16 protein-coding genes are annotated in these 21,965 nt (G+C 44.8%); 15 read left to right on the top strand and 1 reads right to left on the bottom strand.

What is annotated here, in order from left to right; translation table 11 throughout:
• Positions 1-37 precede the first annotated feature (37 nt).
• The 12 genes from ING2E5A_RS01705 to ING2E5A_RS01645 all read left to right on the top strand — a co-directional run bounded on the left by ING2E5A_RS01705 (position 38) and on the right by ING2E5A_RS01645 (position 15,524).
• A complete protein-coding gene (locus ING2E5A_RS01705) occupies positions 38-1,570 on the top strand; it encodes a CocE/NonD family hydrolase (RefSeq protein WP_161941926.1) in 1,533 nt (510 codons plus the stop codon).
• A 67-nt stretch (positions 1,571-1,637) separates the two neighbouring features.
• Positions 1,638-2,870 carry a Gfo/Idh/MocA family protein gene (locus ING2E5A_RS01700; protein WP_071135914.1) on the top strand — a complete coding sequence of 411 codons (1,233 nt, stop codon included), beginning with the start codon at positions 1,638-1,640 and terminating at the stop codon, positions 2,868-2,870.
• A 148-nt stretch (positions 2,871-3,018) separates the two neighbouring features.
• Positions 3,019-3,603 (top strand): alpha-L-rhamnosidase-related protein, encoded by a 585-nt coding sequence (locus tag ING2E5A_RS01690; RefSeq protein WP_231960415.1) that lies wholly within the window; start codon positions 3,019-3,021, stop codon positions 3,601-3,603.
• 59 nt (positions 3,604-3,662) lie between these two features.
• Complete coding sequence (locus tag ING2E5A_RS01685) at positions 3,663-5,468, top strand: glycoside hydrolase family 71/99 protein (RefSeq protein WP_231960414.1); 1,806 nt, start codon at positions 3,663-3,665, stop codon at positions 5,466-5,468.
• A gap of 212 nt (positions 5,469-5,680) precedes the next feature.
• Entirely contained in the window at positions 5,681-5,980 is a 300-nt protein-coding gene (locus ING2E5A_RS01680) for a transposase (RefSeq protein WP_071135911.1), read from the top strand.
• Entirely contained in the window at positions 5,977-6,870 is an 894-nt protein-coding gene (locus ING2E5A_RS01675) for an IS3 family transposase (protein WP_071135910.1), read from the top strand. The genes ING2E5A_RS01680 and ING2E5A_RS01675 overlap by 4 nt, the downstream gene beginning before the upstream one ends.
• Positions 6,871-6,938: 68 nt before the next feature.
• A complete protein-coding gene (locus ING2E5A_RS01670) occupies positions 6,939-7,706 on the top strand; it encodes a transposase (RefSeq protein WP_231960413.1) in 768 nt (255 codons plus the stop codon).
• A gap of 80 nt (positions 7,707-7,786) precedes the next feature.
• Positions 7,787-8,431, top strand: coding sequence for a transposase (locus ING2E5A_RS01665; RefSeq protein ID WP_231960412.1), 645 nt, complete (start codon positions 7,787-7,789; stop codon positions 8,429-8,431).
• 264 nt (positions 8,432-8,695) lie between these two features.
• Positions 8,696-11,551 (top strand): rhamnogalacturonan lyase family protein, encoded by a 2,856-nt coding sequence (locus tag ING2E5A_RS01660; RefSeq protein ID WP_071135909.1) that lies wholly within the window; start codon positions 8,696-8,698, stop codon positions 11,549-11,551.
• Positions 11,548-13,740, top strand: coding sequence for a GH92 family glycosyl hydrolase (locus ING2E5A_RS01655; protein ID WP_083373126.1), 2,193 nt, complete (start codon positions 11,548-11,550; stop codon positions 13,738-13,740). Before ING2E5A_RS01660 ends, ING2E5A_RS01655 begins: the two co-directional genes overlap by 4 nt.
• Before the next feature lie 69 nt (positions 13,741-13,809).
• On the top strand, positions 13,810-14,691 hold the full coding sequence (locus ING2E5A_RS01650) for an alpha/beta hydrolase family esterase (RefSeq protein ID WP_071135908.1): 882 nt from the start codon (positions 13,810-13,812) through the stop codon (positions 14,689-14,691).
• Positions 14,692-14,750: 59 nt separating this feature from the next.
• Positions 14,751-15,524, top strand: a complete 774-nt coding sequence (locus ING2E5A_RS01645; RefSeq protein ID WP_071135907.1) for a glycerophosphodiester phosphodiesterase — start codon at positions 14,751-14,753, stop codon at positions 15,522-15,524.
• 232 nt (positions 15,525-15,756) lie between these two features.
• Here ING2E5A_RS01645 and ING2E5A_RS01640 read toward each other — a convergent pair whose 3' ends face one another.
• On the bottom strand, positions 15,757-16,986 hold the full coding sequence (locus ING2E5A_RS01640; RefSeq protein WP_071135906.1) for an IS4 family transposase: 1,230 nt from the start codon (positions 16,984-16,986) through the stop codon (positions 15,757-15,759).
• 184 nt (positions 16,987-17,170) lie between these two features.
• Between ING2E5A_RS01640 and ING2E5A_RS01635 the strand changes: the two genes are divergently transcribed.
• The 3 genes from ING2E5A_RS01635 (at position 17,171) to ING2E5A_RS01625 (ending at position 21,901) form a co-directional block, all read left to right on the top strand.
• Positions 17,171-18,178: a metallophosphoesterase family protein gene (locus ING2E5A_RS01635; protein ID WP_071135905.1), complete on the top strand. Its 1,008-nt coding sequence runs from the start codon at positions 17,171-17,173 to the stop codon at positions 18,176-18,178.
• A gap of 57 nt (positions 18,179-18,235) precedes the next feature.
• A complete protein-coding gene (locus ING2E5A_RS01630; protein ID WP_083373124.1) occupies positions 18,236-20,524 on the top strand; it encodes a heparinase II/III domain-containing protein in 2,289 nt (762 codons plus the stop codon).
• A 366-nt stretch (positions 20,525-20,890) separates the two neighbouring features.
• Positions 20,891-21,901, top strand: a complete 1,011-nt coding sequence (locus tag ING2E5A_RS01625) for a LacI family DNA-binding transcriptional regulator (protein ID WP_231960411.1) — start codon at positions 20,891-20,893, stop codon at positions 21,899-21,901.
• The last annotated feature ends 64 nt before the right edge of the window (positions 21,902-21,965 follow it).

Raw genomic sequence — 21,965 nt, 5'->3', positions numbered from 1 at the left:
TCAGGATAATATACACTATTTATTGTTGACCGATTCAGTGGAAACATCCAGTGGGATAAAACTGGCCACTGACATCTACTTGCCTGATCACGAGAGCATCTATCCAACACTTTTAGTTCGGACTCCATATAAGAAAGAGAATGTAAAGAGTGGAGCGATAGGATTTGTAAAAAAGGGATATGCGGTTGTTGTTCAGGACTGTCGCGGGAAATTTGGCTCGGAAGGAGAGTTTTATGCATTCAACAATGAACGGGAAGACGGGTTGAAAACAGTTGAATGGATAAAGAAGCAATCGTGGAGCAATGGAAAAGTTGCAGGTTATGGCGGCAGTTATGTGGGATTTACCCAGTGGGCAATTTCTGATCAGCTCGATGCAGTATGTGCAGAAATGACAGGTGCTGATGTATATGACCTGATCTACCCACAAGGACTCTTTTCACTGGCAACGGCTTTTAACTGGGGACTGACAGTTGATGCAAAAACAACCAACCCCATCTCTCCCGAACAGATCCAGGAATCCTATTGGTACCTCCCATTATCGGTCGCTGATGATTCAACGTATAAGGAGAACCGCTTTATCAATGACTGGCTGCTACACGAAAAACGCGACAAATACTGGCAATCGGTCAATCACCGCGGTATTGCCAAAGGTCCGGTATTCTCAATAGCAGGATGGTACGACATTTTTCTATTGACACAACTCGAAGATTTCATAATCCATGATAAAAAGAATCCTCATCCGGATAACAAGATGATAATCACTCCATGGGGTCATGGGCCACAGGCTCTCAAGAATGAGTATGGGGGAACAGATAAAACAGGGAATAGAGGATTGCTGTTGGAACAGTTTCTGGACAAGGTGCTGTCAGGAAAAGGAGAAATTAAACTGGAAGCTCCCTTCACCAATCACAAATACAACTTTTTCATCATGGAAAGGAATGAATACGTTGGCAGTGAAACATGGCCTCCCAAGGGGGTAAAGAAAACAGATTATTTCCTGGGGGAAAGATCAATCACCAAAACAGTTCCGGATAATTCGGCAAAACTTAGTTTTGTCTATAACCCCGAAGATCCCTACCCTTCTCTGGGCGGCACTTTCATTGGAATGGACGTAGGTCCGGCCGTACAGAACAAGAATATAGAGAGGGCAGACCAGTGGGTATTTGAATCTGAAGTGCTTGACTCCACACTGACCCTTCTGGGCAGTATCTCGGCCTCCCTGTATGTGAGCAGTACCGTTGTGAATACCGACTTTATCATCATGGTTCAGGATCTCTTCCCGAACGACACCATCGTCAATATCCAGGAAGGTGGTAGAGAGGTCAGTCTGGAACCCGGCAAGATCTCGAAAATTGAAATTGAATCCTGGCCTACAGGTTACCAACTCAACCGGGGACACAAGCTCCGCATTGTCATTACTTCAAGCTGGTTTCCCCGTTACAACAGAAACTTGAACACTGACGAGCCCACATATCTTGCAAGGGATAGCAAGAAAGCGGTACAGACAATCTATCTTGGTCCGGGACACCCGTCCAAAATCACTCTACCGGTATTTATACCTGACAGATAGTCCAGGCTCTACCGGCAAAGTCATACAACTTGCAACCAACGTTTTAAACATATATAAATCAATTGAAATGAAAATACAAAATCATCATGATCTTGGTCGCCGTGATTTTATCAAGAGGGCAGGAATTGGAGTCGGCGCTGGCATGTTCAGTCTGCAACGAGCTCAAGGCAGCATATCTATTCTTGACAATCCTCCACCCATTCAGGGCTTTGATGATCATGGAAATGGCACGGGAACGAAGAAAGAATGGATCCCCGTATCTGACCGTAAAATACGAGTAGGGCTGGTTGGTTATGGCGTTTGTAAATTTGCAGCGTCATTTGGGTTTCAGAACCATCCCAATGTGGAAGTCGCAGCTGTCAGCGACCTGATCCCGGAACGGTGCAGCGAACTGGCAAAGGTAACCGGATGCAAAAAGAGCTATCCGTCGCTTGAGGAACTGATAAAGGATGACACGATAGAAGCCGTATTTGTGGCCACAGATGCACCTAGCCATGCGAAACATTGCATCGATGCCTTAAACCACGGAAAGCACGTGGCTTGCGCTGTGCCAGCCGTTTTTGGCTCTTTTGAAGAGGCTGAGAGGTTGTTTGAGACAGTTAAGAGAACGGGACTGAAATACATGATGTTTGAGACATCGATGTTCAGGGAAAACTTATATGCGATGCGTCAGATTTACCACTCGGGAGGTTTTGGCCGGATAATATATACCGAAGGTGAGTACTGGCACTATTCAGAAAAGGGAATCGACTCTTTTAACAATTGGCGCCATGGCATGCCGCCTCAATGGTATCCAACTCATTCTGACGCTTACTATGTTGCCGTTACCGGCGGCTCCTTTCTGGAAGTCTCATGTATCGGCATAAAGAGTACCCTGGAAAGGTATCAACCCGGGAACAACATTTATAGGAATCCTTTCGCCACAGAGATCGCGTTCTATCGTACAAGTGAAGGAGGAACAGCCCGTATGGGCAGAAGCAGTGATACCATTGGCAATGGATATGGCTCTGAAACCGGCAGGACCAGAGGAACAAGAGGCTCCTATTACGACGGGTACGAAGGAGAAGAAAAGAATCTTCCTGATCTGACCCGCCCCGCTCTTCCCCCGGGCATGCCGGAAGGAGGTCATGGTGGTTCGCACGGACATCTGACCGAAGAATTTGTCAGGGCTATCCTTGAGGACCGTAAACCGTTGATCGATATCGCCATGTCGCTTAACATGACAGTCGGCGGCATAGCTGCCCACCAATCAGCCTTGAAAGATGGAGAATGGGTGAAAATTCCGCAATTCAAGCTTTAAACCTTGATTCAATTTTAAAAAGAATAGTGACTATTTATCCAAGATGGTCAAAACTTGCTATTTACACCTGTCTCGATGCTATCATTTGGTGATTCAGTCATTGTTTTTGATATGGGGATAAACCTTTGGGGAGTATGCGAAAATAAAATTGACCGGAGAGCGAGGTACGAAAGTAACCATAACTGTTGGTCTTGGCGATTGGGTCTATTATAATACCCAAACACCCAGCAATTTCACCTCCACTTGTTATTATTACCTGATTATCCTGCTCATGCATCGTTTCTCGAAGATTAGAGGCAATGAGGAGACCACATATAAAAACAAAACAGAAAAATTGAAGGAGCTGATCAATGAGAAATACCTGAATCGGCAGATTGTTCTTTATGCCAATGGATCACAAACGGCACAAGCCGTCGCACTGGTCCCTGATGAATTCGTCGAGAAGGTGGCAGCAAACTTGAACCGTGCTGTAGTCGAAAATCATTACTCCCTTGATTTTAGACTACCGGGGAGCAAATATCTACCACGGATGTTGTCAAACTATGGTTATGTGGAAACAGCTTGCCAAATGGCCACAAAAGAGATGGCTCCATCCTGGGGATACTGGATAAAGCAGGGCTTCACGACAGCTATTATTTATACGGAAACCGTTGTGGAAGTTAAAGGGGGAGCCCATAGATTTTTGTTTGAACCAAAAAAACTGGACAGACAGATATTGGAACCAGAGCCGTGATTTAGCTAACAGCAGCGGTTGATATTGATTTGTATCTGCTGATAAAATAAACAATAACAATGAAAAAGTTTTTACTCCTGCTTGTGGTTAATCTTTGCATTTCTCTCCACAATACTCCTGGAATTGCACAACTGGTATCCCGCCATCCCGGAAACGGACTGCCGGCTACCGATGCTCTGCAACGTACTCTCTCTATGCATGCAGAGACCGGTGATATCAAATCGGATAAGTTTGTTGCGATCTTTTACTGGAACTGGCACAAGGGGTGGGACGACACGACTCAAACAGTCAAGAATATTTCCCAGATATTGATCAAGCATCCGGAAGCTTTGAAAATTTATGATCATCCAGCCTGGGGTACCCTAAAACCCGGACGTTTCTTCTGGGGGGAACCGCTGTTTGGGTACTATCAAAGTGCCGATCCGTGGGTATTGCGTAAACATGCCGAGATGCTAAGCGATGCTGGCATAGACGTCATATTTTTGGATGACACCGGTGAAGGACATCAGTATGCTACCAAAGAGCTGTTTGAAGAGTGGGAAAAAGCGTTGAAACAGGGAGTGAATCCTCCTAAAATTGCGTTTATGCTCGAATTTACAGCCAGTAAGAGAAGCTTGCATACCATTCGGAAGATTTACCGCCAGATTTACAAACCTGGACGCTACAAAGATCTTTGGTTCTACTGGAAAGGTAAACCGCTTGTTATGGCCTACCCGGATAATCTCACCGATTCGCCGGAAGACCGTGAGATACGTGAGTTCTTTACCTTCCGTCCCGGGCAACCGGACTATGTTAAAGGTCCTCAGCGAAACGACCAATGGGCATGGCTAGAAAATTATCCGCTGCATGGTTATGTAAAAAAAGAGGACGGCAGGTACGAGCAGGCTGCCGTTGGAATTGCACAAAACGCCTCATTCGAGTCACGTGGCATGTGTTGCGCTTTCAACATTCCCGGAACCTTTGGCCGCAGTTACTCACACAAAAAAGGTGTTGACCCCCGTGTCGATGGTTACCTACGCGGATATAACTTCTCCGAGCAGTGGGAAGCCGCACTGGAAATAGATCCGGAAATGGTATTTGTAACCGGGTGGAACGAATATACCGTCGAGATGCTTCTGCCTCAAAGTATCTGGACAGGATGGCCATTCTCTTTTGTTGATCAGTTTGACTGGGATCGCAGCCGGGACATCGAACCCAACAACGAGTGGGGCGACAAAGGCGATGTTTACTACTATCAGCTAATCGACTATGTACGCAAGTTTAAAGGCACCCTCCCTACTCCCAAGGCATCTTCCTCCAAAAGCATTAAAATTGGTTCGTGTAATGATTGGGAGGGTGTAGCACCCCATTACAAACACTATCGGGGAAACACCGTTCACCGGAACCACCGCGGATACTTTAACCGGATCTATATAAACAACACTGGACGAAACGACCTCGTGGCAGCCAAGGTAGCCAGAGACAACCGTCATCTTTATTTTTACGTCGAAACGGCTGAAAAACTCACTCCAAAATCCGACCGAAACTGGATGATGCTTTTCATTGATGCCGATAACAACCCTTTCACCGGCTGGAACGGATATGACTATGTGATCAACCGGATCACGCCCGGTGAAAAAGCCATCATAGAAAAAAACCGAAACGGCTGGTGGTCATGGGAAAAAGTGGGAGATGTACCATATGCCGTAAAAGGGAACAAATTAGAGATCAAGGTAGCCAAAATCTTGATGGAAATGGAAGGGAAGCCGGTCAAATTCCAGTTTAAATGGTCTGATAATATGCAAGATGAAGGGAATATTATGGATTTTTATCTCAACGGAGATACAATGCCGGGAGGACGATTCAATTACCTATACGAAGAATAGGTTCAGCATTCAACAATTGAGTCGAACGGAAAGAGAAACAGTAGGATTGGCTGTTAAAGTAGTTAAAATTGTTTAATTAGTCGCTCCTTAAAAGCGTATATTTATCAGATATTCAGTAAAATAATCTCATAAACAGTTGTGTTTTTTTGCAATTGGAATTACTAACTTAGCCGGGACACAGAGTTAAGCATAAACGCTTATTTTTGTGTAATATGAGAAAACAAAGAACCCATTTTGACAAGGCATTCAAAGAGAATGCGGTCAAACTCAGTTTAGAACGCAAGAATATTTCCGAGCTTGCACAGGAATTGGGTATTGCCCCCTTTCTTTTATATCGTTGGCGGAAAGAATACCAGCAGAAAGGAGAAGCCAGTTTCCCCGGACACGGTGTCCAGTCATTAAGTGAAGATACCAAAAGGATTGCTGAACTGGAAAAACGCCTTGGCGAGGCTGAAACGGAGCGGGACATATTAAAAAAAGCTTTGAGCATCATCTCCAAGAGAGATCGTTGATCTATCTCTTTATAAAGGAATATAACTCGAAACAATGGACGATCGAGGTGATGTGTAAAGTATTGAAAGTCCCCAGGAGCAGTTATTACCGCTGGCTTAAAGATCCGGAGGGCAAACGTAAGCGCAAATATATGGAGTTGGACGAAAAGATCAGAGATGCCTATTTTGCTGCCAGGGGACGCAATGGAAGCCCCCGGCTGGCAAAGGATTTGCAGGTATCCGGAACTCCTGTCTCGAGAACCACTGTAGCATGCCACATGAGGAAAATGGGCTTGCGCAGCAAACTCTCGAGACGATTCAAAGTGACGACGGATGCCTCTCACAACTATAAGGTTGCTCCAAATCTGCTGAATCGCAGGTTTAATCAGAATGAGCCTGTAAAAGCGTGTGTCTCTGACCTGACCTATATTCCGTGTAAGGATGGATTTCTTTATCTGACCTGTGTGCTGGATCTTTTTGACCGCAAACTGATCGGATGGTCCATAAGCGATCATATGAATGCATCCCATACCGTAGTCCCTGCCATAAGGATGGCCAACAGGAACAGACCTTTTGGAGAAGGAATGATATTTCATTCTGACCGGGGCATCCAATATGCCTGCAAACAAACTGTAAACCTGTTGAAATCCTTGAAGCTGGAGCAAAGTATGAGTGGAAAGGGAAATTGTTGGGATAATGCAGTGGCTGAAAGCTTTTTCAAAACTTTCAAATCTGAATTGGTCTATGGTACCAAACTCAAAACAAGAGAGCAAATGCGCTTGCATGTATTTGAATATATTGAATCCTGGTATAATCATAAAAGGAGATTCTCAGCATTGGGTAACTTAACCATTGATGAATTTTGGGATCAGTATAATCTTAAAAAAGAATTAATTAAAAATGTCGCTTAACTTTTTGTCTCAATTAAGTTTGCAAGTCCAAATATTTTGTATCTTTAGGTACTAAAACTCTGCAAATCATGTTAGGAAAATTACCGGAAAAAGGACAACGCGATTTGTTTCGCCCGATGCTGAAAGATTTCATCGATATGGGGCATGAACTCGTTCTTTTGGCAGACAAGATCGATTGGTCATATTTTGAGGAAGAATTTACACCTTTGTATTCACAACGAGGTGCGCCAAGCGTTCCCATCCGTTTGATGGTCGGCTGCCTGCTTTTGAAGCACCTGTACAATCTTGGCGATGAGCGTATTCCCGAGTATTGGGTTCGGGATGTTTATTTCCAGTACTTTTGTGGATGCGAGTTCTTCGAACATGAGTTTCCTTTTGATCCGAGCGATTTTGTCCATTTCCGTAACCGTGTGGGAGAAGAAGGGATAGGAAAAATATTCGCTTACAGCGTACAACTTCACGGTAAAAAACTGCCGGGACAAACCGGGTTTGTTCTTTCGGACACTACTGTTCAAGAAAACAACACCACCTTTCCTACCGATGCCAAGCTTTGCAAAAAGGTTATCGACAAGTGCAATGCCATTGCAGGGAGTGAAGGCATCATGCAACGTCAGCGGTACACCCGTGAAAGTAAACAACTGCTGCGAGACACTTACAACGGCAAGCATCCCAAACGTAAGAAACGGGCAGACAAAGCCAAACGTCGCTTGAAAACGATCGCCAATATCCAACTTCGGGAACTTGAACGTTCTCCCGACATCGCCTTCGGCTCGTCGGGAGAACGGACGGAGGATTACATCCTGCATTCTACTCCTCGCCTAACGGCGACATCGTAGAACACAGGATTTGCGAGATTACAAGGGATAGTGGATATCCCCCCCCCCCCCCGCAACCTCGCAAATCCTCCGTCCGTAAAATGACAGAGGAACAAAAGAAACGATACGAACAGACGCTTTCACTCTGCAAGCGTGCAGTGAATCAACAGAAAAACGACAAGGATAAAATCTACAGTCTGCATAAACCCTTTACCCGCTGTATTGCCAAGGGAAAGGCACACAAGCAGTATGAGTTCGGCAATAAAGTGGGGATGATCACCACGGGCAGAAAAGGGCGGAAAATCATCACGGCGGTAAAAGCATTTTTGGGAAACCCATACGACGGCGACACCATAGAACCGTTACTCGAACAGATGGAAGAGAATAAGTTGAAACTACCCAAAGAACTCATTTATGACCGTGGCGGGAAAGGACGAAAGCAGATAAAAGACGTAAGCATTATTACACCCGGCAAGCCCAAAGTCAAAGACACCCCTTGTCAAAAACGGCAGAAACGGAACAAATGCAGAGCCAGAGCGGCAATTGAACCTATTTTCGGACATCTTAAAAAGGATTTCCGTATGGAACAGAATTACTTGTGGGCTGAAAAAGGCATACAAATCAACGCATACCTGGCAGCTACGGCTTGGAACTTGAAGAAAATGATGGAAAAGTTGAAAGAAAAATTTTTATATTTTATTTTCCGATGGTTTTTCCACCAAGATAAAATATATTTTTCAGCTTAATTCGAATTTATAAGGAACGACTAATTATTTTGTTTTTTAAGAATGTTTGAATACTTTTACCAAATAAACTTTAACGTTAAAGTTTAGGTGAGCTGGTCTTAAGTTTAATGATCTTGATCCACTGTCGCTGCTTTTCGAATAGACGAAAAAGAATCGACCCGATAGCAACCCTAAAGTTTCAGAACGCACTTAATGGATGTCATGAATAAAACATTGTTTAATTTTGGGAAAATAGTATTATTAATCGTTTTACTGCACGGAAACATGAGTTGTGCAGACAAAACGTCATCGCTTCGCCACGAAAGCGGTGATCTGCAGAAGGAGTATCTCGACCGGGGTTTGATAGCCCTTACGCGCAGTGATACTTCGATCTATATCGGATGGCGCTTGCTGGAGGATGATCCATCAGATGTTGCCTTCAATCTGTACCGTAAAATGGTTGGATCAGTTGAACCCAACGATTACGTAAAAGTCAACGATCAACCTATTACCCACTCAACAAACTATATAGACAGGGGATGCGAATATCACGGACCAGCTGCGGAGATGCCTAAATTATTTGAAGCACACCTGTACAAACTTACCAGGATTATAAATGGAAAAGAAGAAGAGATTCCAGGAGGGGAAGTATATGTTTTCTTCAATCAGGGCAACAACAACTCGCGTTCAATCCTTCTGGAGAATCCGAACGTTGGGGTTATAAAAATTGGCATCGGTGATCTGGACGGTGACGGGGCGTACGATTTTGTGGTGCTTCGTGATGCCATGGTACATGTTGATCCGGGAACATGTATCGGGTGTTGGCAAAGAAGCCGGGATACCTACAAACTGGAAGCATACAGTTCAAAGGGAGAGTTTATGTGGCGATATGATATGGGTTGGGCCATAGAGACAGGCGTATGGTTTGCTCCATTCATGGTATTCGACCTCGACGGTGATGGAAAAGCGGAAGTGTATACGAAGGCGGGAGAAGAAGACCCTCGTGAACCTGATGGTCGGGTCATTTCTGGCCCGGAATACCTGGTCAAGCTTGATGGCGAGACGGGGAAAATAGTGAAAAAAAGAGAGTGGTTACCACGAAATATTGAAATCGGAAGAAGTTACGACTGGACAAGTCGAAATTTTCTGGGTTTGGCTTACCTGGATGGGAAAAAACCCAGCCTGCTGATGCAACGGGGAACTTACGGTCACATCAGGGTAGAAGCGATGGATATGGAGCTGAAAACGGAATGGTACTGGGAAAGCTCGGAGATGAACAGGCGATACTGGGGACAGGGTGGTCATCGAATGGCCATAGCAGATATTGATGAAGACGGAAAAGACGAAGTAGTGCCCGGTACTTTTGCACTCGATCATGACGGTACAGCCCTATGGGGAATTGGATTGAACCATAACGACTGTGCAGTGATTGCCGATATCGACCCCGAACGTCTCGGTCTGGAGATCTTCTTCAATATCGAGACAGGTGCCGAGAAAAATGGTGTCTGCCTAGTGGATGCTGCCACTGGCGAAATTATCTGGGGCTATGATCAACCTACCAATCACATTCATGACCGTGCAACCGTGGGAGATTATGACCCCACGAAGGTTGGAATGGAATGCTATACCCAACCCGACCGCGGGGATACCCGACCCTTCTTTTACTCAAGTAAAGGTGAACGGTTGCCCGATCCTGCAAGAATGGATAATGCATTGCCTCTATGGTGGGATGCCGATGAAACAAAGGAATTATGGCATAACGGGAGACTCTTCAAGTTTAATGGAGATACACTTGAAAGGGATATTCAAGGCGGACTGATAGCCGACATATATGGTGACTGGAGGGAAGAGATTATCGTTGGACTACCAGGTGAAATACGCATATACTCAACTACGATCCCCGCCAGCACTAAAAAGGTCTGCCTGATGCAAAACCACCAATATCGAATGGATGTAGCATCCTTCTCCGTGGGGTATCCAGTCTATCCTCAACTGGGACTGGATGGGAATTCCAAAAGCAGAACCTTCGCTTTAAACCGACAGGAGATTCCCGAGTGGGGCGATAAGCTCATGGATTATGCAATCAAGCAGTATCACCCGGCAGAGACATATCACTGGGACTGGTCTCAAGCAACCCTTTTGCGGTCGATTGTCGACCGTTGGGAAAACAACATCCAAAAAGAGACCATGCTGGCTTATATCCGTAAGGCAATGGATGTCAATATGGAGAGAGCCTCCGGCATCCACCCCAATGCGCTTGCCTCGGGATTCGGGATAGCCTTTTTGGCACGTGTTACAGGGGAAGATCAATATAGGGAGAAAGCATTCGACCTGTACAATCAATACCTCAAAATCCCAAGATCGTCTAACGGTGGCGTTTCGCACAGAGATAACGTGATTGAGCTGTGGGACGACACGGTCTACATGATCGGCCTTTTTCTTATAGAGATGTACCGTTTGACGGGAGATGAGAACTTTTTAAGAGAGGTAGCCTTGCAATTGAGAACACACGCCGAAAAACTTGAGGATCCCTCTACCGGATTATGGTACCATGGATGGGACAATGACGATATTGCTTTCGACGACAAATGCTGCATGCCAGGATGGGCAGATAATCCCAAAAGGCGGAACAATGAATTCTGGGGTCGGGGCAACGGATGGGTAGCCATGACCTTGGCCAATACCTTGCGGGTAATGCCGGAGAGCATGCCGGAGAAGAGAGAGCTTAAAGCTAAATTTGACAAGATGATGCAGACGCTCTCCAAACTTCAGGATGAAAAAACTGGCCATTGGTACCAATTACCCATCTATCCAGGTGAAAAAGGCAATTTTATCGAAAGCTCTTCCACAGTAATGTTTGCCTATGCAATGGCTTTAGGAGTTACAGAAGGAATTCTGGACGCCGATAGATACTTCCCCCTAATTGAAAACACATTCAGGGGGATAGAGAAATACAGTTTAAAAGATACAGGAGCATTCCTGACCGTTACGAACGTTTGTTATGGTACATGTATAGGTGACAAGAGTTATTACTATGCGCGGAAAGTGATAGATGGGACGGAATATGCACTGGGTTCCGCAGTCATGTTCTACGATCAATATACCAAATTGAAGAATGAATTTCTAACAAAAAGAAAATGAAGCATCCATCTCTTGGCATTGTGATCTGTTGCTTACTGATATCATCCTGCATACATAAGAACACCTCACACACTGAATTGGGCCCCCTGACCAGCCATGTAGACCCTTATATCGGAACTGCCGGATTTGGGAATGTCTTCCTGGCAGCAAATGTGCCTTTCGGCCATGTGCAGGTTGGACCTACACAACACTCACGTCCTCCACGTGGCGGAGAGTGGTGTTCCGGATACAATTACTCCGATTCGATAGTGATAGGTTTCGGACATTTACATTTGAGCGGAACGGGAATTGGAGATTTGGGAGATATATCGCTCATGCCGGTATTGGATGAAAGAGAGCGTGAAGTGCTTTTCTCTCACGACGATGAGTTGGTCAAGCCAGGCTACTATTCTGTCGTTTTAGGGAAGAGCGGTATCCGGGCAGAGATGACGGCAACAATGCGTACCGGTTTTCATCGTTATACCTTCCCGACAGGTGTGGATACCGGCAAAGTAGTCTTGAATTTACGACAAGGGATCGGTTTTGATAGAATGACAGATTGTTGCCTGTTGCAGGAGAACGATACGGTAGTTTCCGGCTACCGGTTCTCGACAGGATGGGCTCAAGATCAAAAGGTATTCTATTCTGCCCTGTTTTCACTGCCCATCCTTAATAAAAAGATGGTAAACGACACCATTTGCATTCTCTCTTTTGACCTCCAAGATCATCAGAGCCTGCAAATTAAAGTTGGGCTATCTGCAGTAAGCGTGGAAAACGCCAAATTGAACATGGAGCGGGAAAATCGTGGTTGGGATTTCAATGGAGTTGTTGCTGAGGCAGATCAGCTGTGGGAAAAAGAGCTAAGCAAAATAAGAATCACCACCAATGATGAAAAGGCAAGTACGATATTCTATTCATCCCTCTTCCATACCATGGTCGCCCCTGCGGTATTCTGCGACGTGAATGGAGATTACCGGGGGGCTGACGGTCAAATCTACCGGAATGCAGATTTCGTGAACTATTCGGTACTCTCTCTTTGGGACACGTACCGGGCTGTTCATCCCCTGGCAACATTGATACATCCTGAGCGACAAAAAGATTTTGCTGTCACGATGTTGAAAATCTTCGAACAAACCGGCAGGTTACCCTTATGGCACCTTATGGGTAATGAGACATTCTGCATGTCCGGGAATCCCTCTTTTCCAGTAATTACCGATATTGCATTGAAAGGCTTTGATGTGGACAAGGAGGCAATCTATAATGCAATCAAGGCTTCGGCATTACTCCAGGAACGAGGACAACCTCTCCTGGATGAATATGGTTTTATTCCTTACGATAAAGAGAGTATTCATTCTGTTGCCCAATGTCTGGATTTCGCCGTGACCGATGCCAGTGGTGCACAACTGGCCAACCTACTTGGGAAAGAAGAAGATTACACCTTTTTTCTTAAGAGGAGCCTCTCTTATCAAAAGCATTTCGACCCGGCCACCGGCTTTATGAGAGCCATAACAACCGAGGGGAAATTCAGGGAACCCTTCGATCCTTGCCTGGCTCCGCAGGGGGCAGGCAGCGACTATACCGAAGGCAACGCCTGGCAGTGGACATGGCATGTACAGCACGATGCGCATGGATTGATCGAACTATTTGGCGGTGAACAGCAGTTTGTGAAAAAACTGGATTCAATCTTTATCATCGAAGGGGGGTTCGGAGTACCGAATACCATCAATGAAGGGGGTGTCATCGGACAATATTATCACGGTAACGAACCGAGTCATCATATCATCTACCTCTATAATTACGCTGGGGAGCCCTGGAAGGCAGCGCATCACCTGCGTGAAGTCATGGCTAAGCTGTATGCAGCCACTCCCCGGGGGATCTGTGGCAACGAGGATGCAGGACAGTTATCGGCCTGGTATGTGTTATCATCCATCGGCCTTTACCAGGTCGAGCCGTCGGGAGGAAAATTCATCATCGGCACACCACTTTTTGACAAAGTAACCATGAATGTGGGAGGGGGAAAGGAGTTCAGGCTGATTGCTCATAATAACAGCAGTGAGAACATCTATATCCAATCGGCCCGATTAAACGGCAAGCCCTATACAAAATCTTATATCCATTTCAAGGATATCAATCAAGGGGGAACATTGGAATTGGAGATGGGCAACATTCCGTCGCGTACATTTGGAACAGCAAAAGAAGATCGGCCATAAACAAGGTGACAGATCATCGAAATCCACTGAAACTACTGTTAATAATAAGATATTAGATTGTATAAATAGATGAAAGTATTTGCTAAATCCATCGCAGCAAGAAGCGCACTGTGCAGCCTTCTTTTATTTGTCGTAACAGTCGGCACTACAAGAGCCGACAACACCCCCGAATACACCATGAAGTGTGGTGGGCTGGAACGCACTTATCGGTTGCATATTCCCGATAATCTACCGGAGAATGCTCCGCTGGTTATTGTGTTGCACGGTTACGGGGGACCGGACCCGGGAATTTTTAACAAGACGGCAGACCGTCACCAGTTTGCCGTCTGTTATCCTCAGGGAGAGAAAGACGGTAGAGGCAAAATGTGCTGGAACGTTGGTTACCCTTTCCAGCACGACATGACGATTGATGACGTGGAATTCTTGACCCAACTGGTACGTCATTTACAACACAAACATGGTTTCAGTCGCCACAATGCATTTTGTGTAGGCATGTCAAACGGTGGAGAGATGTGTTATCAGTTGGCAGCACAACGCCCTGAACTGTTTGCAGCCGTAGCACCTGTCGCAGGTCTCATGCTAAACTGGCTCTACAAATCCGACACCTCCACTCACCCTGTTTCACTTATTGAGATCCATGGTACTGAAGACAGGACTTCAGAATGGCTGGGCGATCCAGAAAATAAAGGGGGATGGGGCGAATATCTTCCCGTGCCGCTTGCCGTACACTTTTGTGCGGCAAAGAATCGCTGCACAGTCATGCAAACCGACACCATAACCGGAAAAGCACCAAACAACCGGAAGATTATCAAACACCGGTTTTCCGGCGGCACTAACGGCAGTGAAGTGTGGCTGTATGAGATTGTCGGAGGCGGACATACATGGGGCAGGGATGACATGGACACCAACGAAGAGATATGGAAATTCTTCAGCCGGTTTATCAAGCCATAAGACTTTTATGGCCTGATTTATTGAAAAGATGACATTTATACATATTAAAAGAGGAATGTATGAAAAATTTTCTTGTCGCATTGCTTGTTATCAGCTTAAGCCATAGCGTAAAGGCCCAGGTGGAGTATAGTTCTCACAGGGGATCATCACTCCATGCCCCGGAAAACACGAAGGCATCAGTAAAACTTGCCTGGGACCAGGGAGCTGATGCAGTTGAAATTGATGTGCGCCTGTCGAAAGACAATCGTCTCATGGTTATCCATGACTCCAATACAAAAAGGACCTCCGGAAAAGAGTACATTGTTGAAGAGACTATCTCCGATACATTGAGACTATTGGATGTTGGCAGTTTCAAAGGCGAACAGTACAGGAATGAACATATTCCGTTCTTTGAAGAGATTGTTGAAATGGTGCCCCCATCAAAAACATTATATATTGAACTGAAATGTGGCGTGGAGGGGTTACCCTTTTTGAAACGGGTGATTGAAAAGAGTTCCACGGAAGGTCAACTGGCAATCATCTGTTTTGATTTTGATGTGATAGTTGCAGCAAAGAAAATGTTCCCGAACCACAGCTGTCATTACCTAATCGGCAAAGAGGATAACTTGAAGGAGAATATTAAAAGAGCCGCAGAGAGCAATATTGACGCCATTGACATGAAATACTCCCTGATCAATCGGGAGATTGTTGACTTTGTTCACAGCCTGGCAATGGGAATCTATGCCTGGACAGTTGATAACCCTGATGATGCAAAAAAATTGCTCGATCTTAAAGTGGACGGTATTGAAACAAACTGTGTCCCTTGTCTGAAAGAGGCGTTGAAAAAACTGTAGAAACTGAAACGATATCGATCATCCGGCCATAGGTTTGAAACAATGCGTCTCTTCAATCACCTATACAACGAAAAAAGTTTTAATCATATGAGTAGAAAACTTAGCAGACGGAACTTTATAAAAAAAACCACTATTAACCGACAAAACCTGCGTTTTGCCGATCCCTTTTTATAATTATCAGATATCTATATTGTTATAATTTCATTTTTTGTTTTCATAAAACCTACCCCCTTTAAAACAACGACATTTGTATGGCCGTGGGACTTTTGTTCCGTCTTTTTCCCCGTTTAGTGTATGCCTTTCTGCCTTCGGTCACCACCCAAGCCAACTCCAAATGACTTATCAGGTGTATCCTTATCAAAGCTGCAATAGTTGAGAACGCTTTCTTGCTTTCATTCACCACCTGGATGACTTGAAGCAACAAATGTGCGATCAACGTGCACCAAACCTGCGTTTTTATACCATTCTCCGTATCCGAATAGAAAAAATGCAGTTGAAAGTTCTGTTTCAATTTTTTGAACGATAGCTCGATAGTCCAGCGATACTTGTAAATCAAAGCAACCTCTTGGGGCGTTATCGACCAATTGTTGGTTATGAACTTATATTTTCGTTTCTGCTCATCTTTATAATGAACCAATCGCAAACAAACCGTTTTTACCTGCTTATCTTGTTTGTAATCCAAATGGATGTGTTCGACCTTGTAAACGCCGAACTCTTCTTTGGAGAGCGTCCTTTCAAACAAAACCTCCTGCACCTGCACTTTGGCATTATCCTTCAAGCGACAAACAAAATTCACGCCCTGTAGTGTCCATTCAGCAAATTGCAGGTAGTAATTATATGCCTTGTCAAAGACCAACATGCTACCCCTTCCGGGATTTAAATGTGCCAGGAACTTCTTGTCATGCATTTTTGCCTCGCTGATCTTGGCAAAAACGGCCGTCTCCGTGTGCACGTCGGTCAGCATGTGTACTTTCATGCCTCCTTTTTTCTTGCCTTCACCCTTGGGGTTGCGTCCCACCCCTTGCATCACTTGTGAAAAAAGGGTCATCGTGGTGGAATCGAAAGCGTAAAACTCATCGAAACTGACGTCTTTTTTTCGGCTGACCGATAAAAGCGGACGAAAATAGGATATCAGGGCAAAATAATATAGCCTGAAAAGTTCTTCATCACGATCACGCAAAGCGTCGCCCGCCGTGCTCTTTGCAGGAGCCACGTCCATACCAAGGTAATTCAGCTTCCCACCCAATGCCCGCATCCCGTCACAGACTTCCCCCATGGAATCGCAACGTGAAAAGATGCCGAAGAGCATCACTATAAGCTGTTCCCAAGAAAAAAATGTTTTATAGTAACGGTCGCTCCCGCACTTCGACACCAAGAGATCAAATTCATCTTTTGGCAACATTTTCACAATTTGTTTGAACAGTGGCTGACCGACTAAATTTTTTGACTTATCTTTGCCCATGGTTGGAAATTTAGTTTTTAGACAATCCAAATTTACAACTTAGGGACGAGACTTCGGTTAAGTCCCTATCTTTTTTGCGCCTTATTTTTTAGTCGGTCAGTACTGAAAAAAAACAGCAATTATGGCAGGCACTCTTGGGCTTGCACCCTCTGCTGCACCTTCCAAAATCTTATCCCCATGTATTATGGTTGGAGAACAAAATGAGTTCAATGCAACTGGTAGAAAATTATCCTTCAACAGAGAGGGAAAGTTTAAAATTGTCCAGTTTACAGATATACACGCTATCGAGAAAAAAGGGGAAACCGATCATGCTTACGATATCATGAACCGGATACTGGACATCGAAATGCCCGACTTGGTAATCTATACCGGTGATGTTGTCACAACCGATCAAAATCCAAAGGCAATATGGGAGAAGGTTGCCAATATTCCCACTTCCCGAGGCATTCCCTTTGCTGTCGCATTGGGAAATCACGATTCGGATGGTAGAGTGCCCCGAGATAAGATTTATGAAATTGTAACCGGATTAAAGGGTTGTCTCAATACACCCAAAAAAGAATCAATAGAAGAGGTATACGGATATTCAAACCAGGTAATCCCGATCTACAAATCAGTCAATCCAGATGAAAAGGCAAATATTATCTATCTTTTCGATTCGAACGACTATCACAATTTGCCTGATATTGCTGTCAAGGATGATTGGATCAGGAGCAACCAGATAGAATGGTATCTCAACCAAAGTAAAGCGCTAACAAAGGAAAACATGGGGAAACCATACCCGGCTCTCGCTTTTTTTCATATTCCACTGCATGAATACAGGTTTGCGGCAACTGCTCCGGGCGCAAAGATTATGGGTTGGCGATTAGATAACGGTGAGGGTGTAGGTGCCTACAACTCAGGACTTTTCTCCGCCTTCCTCGAATGTGGAGACGTAAAGGGGGTCTTTGTCGGGCATGACCACGACAACTCCTATGTGGTCCATCATCAGGGAATTGCTCTTGCCTATGGTCACTTTTCAGGAGGGCTGAACACCTATCACGCCCTATGTCGAGGAGCACGTGTGATCGAATTAACAGAATCCGAGGAGGTATTCGACACCTGGGTGCGACTGGAAACTGGAAGATATCTCTACAGGATAACTGTCCCGCACACATTTACATCAAACGATCCAAAGTACCGCCCATATCCTTAAGCATTCAGGCGTAAACCGATCAAAATATCATTACTGAAAAATTAACAATATATCGATATGAGGAACCCTATCTATCACGTAAAACATCTGGCAATAGCCATTCTGATGGGTCTAAACATCACTGCAACCGCGCAACAGATCAACCATCCGTCACTGCTTTTCACGGCCGACCGGATCATGTCGGCAAAGCAACGGATTGAGTCTGAGCCTCCCTTTGCCCAGGCATGGGAGCAAATCAAAAAGGGTGCCGAAACCGAGCTCGGTAGCGACAATTTACACAGCATGGAGAGGCTTGCTTTTGTCTATACTATGACGAACGACTCCCGTTACGCCAGGAAGATCAAGAAACTTCTCTTTTCAATTGCCAACGGAGAGCCATGGACCGATCATGAACAATTTACAAGGATCCCTTCCTGGCGAAGCGAATTGAATATGGCTCATGCTGCATACCAGATTGCCATGGGTTATGATGCAATCTACAATTATCTCACCCCAAAAGAGCGTCAAGAAATAACAGACGGCATCTACAGGTTAATAATTGAACCCTTGTTGGGTGACTGGGTAACAGGAACAACCCGAATCCATTCCTTGAACTCGATGGGACATAACTGGTGGGCAGTCTGTGCTTGCAATGGAGGATTGTTGGCATTGGCGATGAGCAACGAATCTGAAGAGGCCCGCAAGGGAGCAGAAGCCGTTTTGGAAGCGTTACCTGAATGGTTTGAATTTGCAGGGAGTGAGCTGCAAATCAGACCCAGTAACTTCGACCGAAAAGCAGGTGGCCTCTACGAAAGTGTAACATATGCAGAGTTTGGAATATCCAATGCATTGCTCTTTCGTTTGGCCTGGATGAACGTTCATCCTGATTCGGAGTTGGAAGAAATACCGCAGATCAATAAACTTGCCAACTTTTTCTGTCATGTTGCCTACCCTGGCAACAATGATTTGAGAAGCGTTAACTTCGGTGACCATGGCATATATGATACCGGGAAAAGGACATTGCTACTGGCCTACGCCATGGGATATGAATCAGCTGAAATTTTGTGGTATCTCAACCAGATGTCTCCCAGACAACATGCTGCAGCGTACGGTCTCAACACCCCAATCGGCTTTCTCTACGCCATTGATGCCAGCGAGTATACCTCCCCCATCCCGAATCTTCCTAAATCTCAACTATGGGCTGATTTTGGGTGGGCCACCATGAGAAATTCATGGGAGAAGGATGCAACCCTCCTTGCTGTGAAATCTGGTTTTTCATGGAACCATGCCCATGCCGACGCCAACTCTTTTATAATTTTTCATAATGGTGTTGATATACTGAAAGATGCCGGCACCTGTAACTACGGCAAACCAGAATACCGCGATTATTTCTTTCAAAGTGATGCTCACAACGTGGTTAAGTTCAACGGACAGGGACAACCGCACGAACAACAGGACTTTGCATCGACGTTGCCAGGCTATCTGTGTACGATGCTGGACGGAGACAACATCAAATATATTCTGGCCAACGGTACTGGTCCCACTTCAGATCTTTTTAGTCGCAATTACAGACATTTCCTTTGGATTGACAACATAATATATATTATTGACGACATAAAAAGTCATCAGGCTGGCCATTTCGAATGGCTCTGGCACCCAGGTGGAAACGTTAAGATGAAAGAGATGGAGATGACCATAACCAATGGCAATTCGTCTGTTGTTGTCCGCCCGCTATATCCGCGGACGTTATCGCCTGTCGATTCAGAAAGGGAATCCCTCTATTGGGAAAAAATTGTTGCACCTAAGGATCATCTGGAAGGTACCGAGGAGTATTACTCGTTCCATCTCCCTTCCAAGGTTAACAAAGTGATGAGCATGTCTGCAATCATACTTAAAGAGAGTGCAGGTCAGGGAGAACTACCTGTAATTGAACGCCGGCAAGGAGAGAATTGGATGGGGGTACGCGTTACCTCCCAAAATAAGATAACCGACATATATCTCAATCAATTGGCCGACGGTAGACGCATGGACCAACCTTCGATAATTCATCCCGATGGATGGACTACAGATGCCTATCTGCTGGCCATAAGCTATACCCCGGGAAGTGATCCGACCCAGAGCAAGGAGATCTTTATTTGCCATGGCAGTATGCTCCACCGTGACAACACCTTCTATTTGTCTTCACTGTCAAAGTTGAACGTAATCAGTCGGCAACTCGACAATGTACTTGACCTTCAGGTATCTGGACAACCACGAATCAACTTTGGCATACGGTCATCCAATACAACTCCAGTGAAAGTCAATAACCGTGACTTCACCCCAACTATTACTGATGGGCTGATCAAAATCAAGTATAAGGAGGATTAGGTAGCGTCTGAAATTATATCATTTAACCTAAAATATATATGAAGATCTTTATTTATAATCCTTTTACATTATGTTACGCGGCAAGAGCCCCAGGCCGGCAATTTTCCTGGATCAGGATACCCTTTGAGACAAAGCCGGAGCAAGATAACCGGAGCGTTGTTCATTCAGAGAGGTAGCCTTCGGGAAGCGTTTCCCGATTCGCATCCGGCCAACAAGGGGATGGTTAATTAGTCAATATATGAGATTAATATTAAATCGCTTTTACTCGTTAAAACAGACCAAATGTTCTTCTATCGGAAAATGTTTTTATATATTTGTTTTATCAAACTTTATCGGTAAAGGCGAACAACAAAACTTGCTGCGAGCATGAAAAGAACCTCATTGAAAGATATAGCTGAAAAATTGCAGTTGTCTCAAACTACTGTTTCATGGGTCCTTACAGGTAACGGTGATAGAAGAGGAATCAGTAAGGCTACTCAGGATCTGGTCCGAAACTGTGCAGCCGAAATGAACTATCAGCCCAATCTTATTGCTCGAAGCCTTAATCTCGGGAAGACAAAAACATTGGGACTGATCATCCCCTCGATCTCAGACTTTTTCTATTCATCAATCGCAATGGAGATTGAGCAAACTGCCAGCAAAAATGGTTATTCATTGATGATTGCAAGCTCCGAATCCAATCCTGAAAAAGAAGAGAATTTACTCCGCACATTCAGATCAAAAGGGGTAGACGGAATTATCATAGCACCTACCAAGAAGTCCAAAAATGAAATAAAGAGATTAATTAAGGAAAAGTTTCCGATTGTATCTTTCGACCGTTTCTTCCCTGATTTGGAAATGAGCTCGATAGTCATCGACAATAAGGAAAGTAGCTACAAGCTTGTTAGGCATTTGATCAGGAAAGGGTGCAAAAAAATTGCAGTTATTACCACCAATCCTCACCTTATAACCATGTGTTCCAGGGTGGATGGATATAAGCAGGATTTAGAGGAAGCCGGGATTGATATTAATCCCGATCTTATCGGGTGCGTTACTTACGATAAGTATGAGCTGAACATAATTAATGTTCTTGATGCCATATTTGAAAAGGAAGCCGATGTGGACGGTTTTTTCTTTACAACACACATCCTGGCACTGGAGGCTTTTCTTTACTTTAACAAGAAGGGGATAAATTTCAACGAGAAATTCGGCCTGGCATGTATACACAGTGTATCAACCTTTGAAATCTTAGCACCATATATCAACGTGGCTGAAATGCCGGTAAAGGAGATCGGAGAGAAATCGGTAAATATTTTGTTGGAAAGTATCGAATCGAAGAAAAAAAACAGATGCGGCAAGACCTTACAACTTGGTTTTGCCTTGTACCCTCCTTTATAAGTAACATCGGGGGCAGAAAATTCATATACTTGATAGAACTCAGGCAGGAAAGATAAGAAAAATG

The organism is Petrimonas mucosa, assembly GCF_900095795.1.
In the GTDB taxonomy this organism is placed as follows: Bacteria; Bacteroidota; Bacteroidia; order Bacteroidales; family Dysgonomonadaceae; genus Petrimonas; species Petrimonas mucosa.
This window is presented reverse-complemented; position numbering and strand designations above follow the sequence as displayed.